Here is a 5,166-nt window from a genome sequence, read left to right as displayed (position 1 = left end):
CGGCACTCCTCAGGACGCAAACGGGCGCTCCAGTGCTCCTCGACGAAGCTCGCCGTCAACACGTGCCAACAAGATTTTCGGCCTCAATCGCTACCGAAAATGTGATCCGTTTCTCATTCCACTCCGGGCGTGTCTAACCTGTGGCGCGAACGGATCGGAGTTGTGCCAGTCGCGCGAATTCGGGAACTGCTCAGCGGAAGTCGGCTCGGTCCGCTGTCCGCGTTGCCCGTTGCCGATGTGCTTGCGCCCGTCCGAGCGCCGCGAGTTGCATCCTCGGTGTGCCGGCCGCAGCTCACCGAGCAAGTCGCCACCTGTGGCCATGGGCGCGATGTGGTCTGCGGTCCATGCGTTCGCATCGCGGTAGTCGAGACTCAAGTCGATCTCCTGCCCGCATATCCAGCACACCGGATCGGCGGTGCGTTTCAAGTGCTCGACGGCTCGGCGGTAGCGCCGATCGTTGTATTTCGCTGGCGGCATGCGGGTGCCTTCGTTATGCCGGGGGGAGAGGCCTTGCGGCTATGCCGAGAGCGTCGCGGCGTGGCCGGTTTCGGGGTCCCCGCCAGGGTGTTTCAGCGTTTACTGTTCCATAATCGCGGGTCCTGGCTGCGGGGCAGCGGTGGCAATGGCGTTCCGGCGAGATCGATCATTCCCACGGTCGGACGCGGCCTGATTGCCCGCAACGCTTGCACTTCCGAAGGCCACAGCACACCGCGTCGCTCGTTGCTGTTGTCGAACGATGCCGCGAACGGTCCAGCACTGGCAGTGGTCAAACCGGTACCGCTCCCGTTGAACCACCTCACGACGGCGGCACGCAGCACGGCTCGGACGGCTCGGCGTTCGAGGTCGTCGAGGTCGGTTGTTCGCAGTTGCGGTGCCGCGATTTTCGCGGTCGCGGTGGCGTCTTCGCACATGGCACGCACGTCTTCGACGTAGGTCTCGTCACCGTCGAGGAACCCTTCGAGGTCGGTCGGCGTGATCAGTAGCTCGTCGTCGTATTCGTCGTATGGCTCGGTCGTTGGCTCGGTCATCGATCGACCTATACCTCGATGCTCAGTTCCACGAGCCGATCAGGCTCGGCGAGTGCAGCACCGCAGCGAATCGAGGTGCGTACGGCCAAGCTATCGCGGCCGAAGAAGAGGTGCTCCGAGATCGAGTACTCCAAATCGCCGTACGCGGCCAACACGCCGTTCGTGTCGGCGACGATCACCGCATGCGGGTCGTCGGGATCATCGGGAATCAGTGCGGCACTGACGATTACCTTGATACCAAGCAGGGTTCGTTCGGCGGCAGAGGTTCCTGCTCCCAACAGGCTCGCGGCGCTGTCGGTGCTGGCTTTGATCTTCGACAGCGTTGCCCACGCTGCGGGCGAGGTGATCACGACATTTGCTGTGCCACCGGTATTTTCGACCGTCGCAACGGCATCAGCGAGTTCATCGAGGTTGGTTCCGATTGTTCCGCCTTCGGCGTGCGGCTGAGCGAGAAGGCCTGCGGGCGGCCAACTTCCAGTGGTCGGTGCCGGGGACCAGATCAGCAGGCGGTCGGCGCGCTGGGCAACCTCTTTCGCGGCGGCTTGCCGGAAGACTTCGAGACCGATCGGTTGGCTCGCCTGCTCGCGACTCAATGCATCGATCAAGGCCACCTTGCCGGTGGACACGACGATTTCGCTCGTGGCCGGGTCTGATTCGGGTATCTCGGCGGACTCGGCAATCCAGCCTGGCGGATCGTCGTGCCGGACGTAGGGCACTCTCACATAGTGTTCGTCGCCTTGCACGATTCCGGCGCGGTAGGTCGCGGCGACCAACAGGCTGTCGGGAATCGCATCGGCGGGCGGAAGGCTGACGACATCGGGGTGAAATGCGCCGGGCGTGCCGATGGTGGTTTGAATAGTCATGATGTGAACCTTTGCTGAGCAGTATCGAATTGCGTTGCTGGACAACGCTTGTCTGCTCGGGCCACATCACATGGCAGCACAAGGCCAACGCATCACGCGCTCCGGGGATTGTCCGATGATCTTACGCCGGTGACGCTTTCGGTGGAAGACACAACGCAGGTCCCGGATGGTCGGTCCGGGACCTGCGTTGCTTTGGGGCTATGGCGTGATATGTGCCGACGAGCCGAATCGCTCGTGCTCGTCGCAATCGATTCTAGCCCTGATCGGGTAACCAACCGGTCCGATATCGCGTGCGGATGATTTCGCCGTTCTCGTCCAGGTGCACGTCTTCGGCGATCACGTCAGCTTTGCCCGCATCGATCAGGGCATACACCTCGGTCATCTCGGCAGCGCCGGGCATGGGAGGTAGTTCTTTGCCCCGCATGCGTTCCCAGAAGGCCACCAACGCACGGCTGAGTGCGTTGTCGGGGAGATCGAAGTCTGCCGGTGTCATCGGTGTCTCCTGTTGCCTTGCACGAGATCGGAGAATTGTGCTGCGGCCGTCGGGCGCGGGGTGAATTGATTGTGCGACCTCACTCCGAGATCCAGGCCGACGGGCGGTTGATCTTCGGTCACCGATTGCACGACATCGGCCATGGTCTGATCATCGATGACCGGCTCGCCATCCTCGCCGGTCGTAACCAGCTTGCCGACATCGATCATCGCGAGCACCGTGTCGATCTTCTCGGCACCGGCTTCGGTGAGCCTGAGTCTGAATCTTTCGGCCGCGAGGGCTTCGAGGCTTTCGCGGCGAAGCCGCGCGATCTCGGCGGTGTGTTGTTCGGAGAGTTCGCGAATCTTCGCTTCGGCGGATTTCCGGCCTTCGCGTTCGGCTTGCAAAGCCTTCCGCCCGCCTTCGCGCAGAGCGAGTTCGCCGGGCGAAGGTCTTCCGGCATCGGGGTCGGTCCGTTCGTTGCTCTGCGGGCCGTCTGGGGGGTCGTGCGCCTCGATCATGGTTGCTTCCTCTCGGTTGGTCCGCACCGACGTTGTGCCGGTCCGGAGTTGTCAGGTGTCCCACGCCGGTACGCCTCGTGTTCGCGGGGATTTCGAGGCGGCTTCGCCGAAAGAGATTGCGTGCCATCGCCGGGGTAGCCTTGCCCGCCTCGCAGCGAGGGGGGTGGACGGGGGTGGACCGAAAGTCCACCCTTCGAGGCTGCGAAATCGCCTACTCGCGCGAATGCACATTTTTAGTTGAATGTTGTATTTGTTCGTGGGAAATGCGTTCGAGGGGGCACGCTCTCCGGGGGCCATGGGTGGACCGTCCACCCGTCCACCCCTCGAAACGCCCGAAAGGGTGGACTTTTCGGTCCACCCCGTCCACCCCCGGTCCACCCCGCTCACGGGGTCACCGAGCCTTGTCCGAGCTTGCCGTCGGCCACGACGATCCACCCGGCCCGGACCGCGAAGGCGACCGCTTCGCCGAACAGGTAACGACGATCCGAACGCAGGCACTTACGAGCCTTGCCACGAACCAGCGGACCGGCCACCACATGGCGCGCAAGAGTTCTCGCCGCCCGCTCGACATTCCGCTCGTGCAAGGTCTCCGCAGAGACATCGGCGACGATGCCCTGCGCCCGGCCGCGAGCCTCACTGATCGCAACATTGGCCCGCTTCAACGCCGCCACACACCGGGCGCGTTCCCGGTCCGACACCTCCATCACCACCCCGGCCACACTCCAGTCCTCGGCATCGAGATCGCCCCGGCCGTCGAGCACCATCAACGCTGCGGCGACCTTCGCCCGCACGAACAACCGGTGCCCGTCCAGAGCGGCGACCTCACCGCGGGCGCGAGCCTCGGCGGCACGATCGATCTCGGTGGCCATCGCTTCGGGCCGGGTCAGCCGTCGCGGCAACGTCTTCCAGAATTCGGCCGGCATCTGCGTCATCGGCGCCGGCCGAATCTCGGGCACCGCGTCCAGACTCAGCCGCGCATCGGTGGACGGCAGCCACAGGAACCGTTGCGGTGTGCCCCCGGCCTCGCCGTCGAGCAGGGCACCGGACCGCTCCGGTTGCACACCGACGATCATGCCGAGCCGGTAGCCGTTGGCGGGCACATAGATGCGCTTGTTCTCGTCGCCGTACCCGAAACCGAGCTGTTCACCCATGAACGCCGAACGCAACTGCGCCTCGAAGGTGGCACCGCTGCGGCCGAACAACGCGCCGAGCGTGTCGACCTCGGACGCGCTCACCACACCGCTGCGGCGGCGGTACACATAGATTTCGTCGCCGACGGCGAACGTGTCCAGCAGCGTCGGGTCCTCGCCTTTGCCGAGCCTGCGCACGAAACCTTTCGCCAAACCTTCGCCGCTACCGGGGTTCAGGTCGAGCATGGTGTGGCCCGCATAGGCTTTCGCGTGCGCCGCGCATTGCCCCTTGCCGTTGCCGGATGCCCCGACGAGGGCGAGGAACAGGTTCAGTGAGCCGGGCAGGTCAGCGCCGGTCATTCCTTCCAGCGCCTTCGAATACGGCACCTTGTCGAGCACGTAGACCATCGTCGCGCCGAGCAGCCCCCACGGTGCGCACATGTTCGCTGTGCCGTAATCCCAGATGGCTCGAAGCGATTCGCGTGTGCCCCAGAAGGTTTCGTAGTCGTCGGCGGGCGTTGCGGCGGTTGGCTCGGGCTGCGGCTCGGTTGCACGCCACTTTGGGGTGATCGGGTCGCGCAGGCCGGACGTCAGCCCGGATTCCAGGGTCGCGAGGGTCTGAGGCATGCCGTCCTCGGCGACGTAGCCGTTGGCCATACAAGCTTCGATCAGCGCATTGCGTACCGGGCCGGTGTCGGCGTGCAGACCGGCGGATATCCGGCCCATGCGGTACGCCTTCGCGTTCAACGTGTCGTTGCGCGTGCCATCGGGTGCCGCCGCCAGCTCGGCGACGCTCTCCTCCAACGCTTTTCGCAGATAGGCTTCGGCCACCGGATCGGGAACCGAAACAGGTTGCTCGGCAACGGTCTTCGTTTCCTTTGGTGTCGGTGCCAGCGCGCCGACGATGGCGAGCAGGATCGCGGCGTCACCCTCGCCCGCGAACCGGAGGTGATCGTGCTCGATGGTGTAGGTGCCGTGTTTGCGGCGGGTGCCGGGCAGGTGGACCAATGCCCCACCGGTCAGCAGGTCCACACCGGGCAGACCGGCGAGGGTGCTGTGCACGTTGGGTAGCCTCGGGTCGCCGGACAGGTAGAAATGTGTGCCGCCGCGCGGCGTGGTGACCTCGGCGTGGATCGTGATGCCCGCATGGTC

Annotated in this window: 5 protein-coding genes; all 5 read right to left on the bottom strand. The window is 64.9% G+C overall.

The window, feature by feature from the left end; translation table 11 throughout:
• Positions 1 to 569: 569 nt before the first annotated feature.
• The gene (locus A8G08_RS03790; RefSeq protein WP_068270351.1) at positions 570 to 1,028 is read right to left on the bottom strand and encodes a hypothetical protein; all 459 of its coding nucleotides are present in this window, start codon (positions 1,026 to 1,028) and stop codon (positions 570 to 572) included.
• A gap of 8 nt (positions 1,029 to 1,036) precedes the next feature.
• Positions 1,037 to 1,891: a phage major capsid protein gene (locus A8G08_RS03785; RefSeq protein ID WP_068270349.1), complete on the bottom strand. Its 855-nt coding sequence runs from the start codon at positions 1,889 to 1,891 to the stop codon at positions 1,037 to 1,039.
• Between the two features lie 253 nt (positions 1,892 to 2,144).
• A complete protein-coding gene (locus A8G08_RS03780) occupies positions 2,145 to 2,384 on the bottom strand; it encodes a hypothetical protein (protein WP_068270346.1) in 240 nt (79 codons plus the stop codon).
• Positions 2,381 to 2,884: a hypothetical protein gene (locus A8G08_RS03775; protein WP_068270343.1), complete on the bottom strand. Its 504-nt coding sequence runs from the start codon at positions 2,882 to 2,884 to the stop codon at positions 2,381 to 2,383. The genes A8G08_RS03780 and A8G08_RS03775 overlap by 4 nt, the downstream gene beginning before the upstream one ends.
• A 383-nt stretch (positions 2,885 to 3,267) precedes the next feature.
• Positions 3,268 to 5,166, bottom strand: a 1,899-nt coding sequence (locus A8G08_RS27375) for a bifunctional DNA primase/polymerase (protein ID WP_068270340.1), incomplete at its 5' end; no start/stop codon positions are given.

The organism is Aldersonia kunmingensis (assembly GCF_001646865.1).
GTDB lineage: Bacteria > Actinomycetota > Actinomycetes > Mycobacteriales > Mycobacteriaceae > Aldersonia > Aldersonia kunmingensis.
The sequence above is the reverse complement of the archived record's forward strand: the minus strand, read 5'-3'. Positions and strand labels throughout refer to the sequence as shown.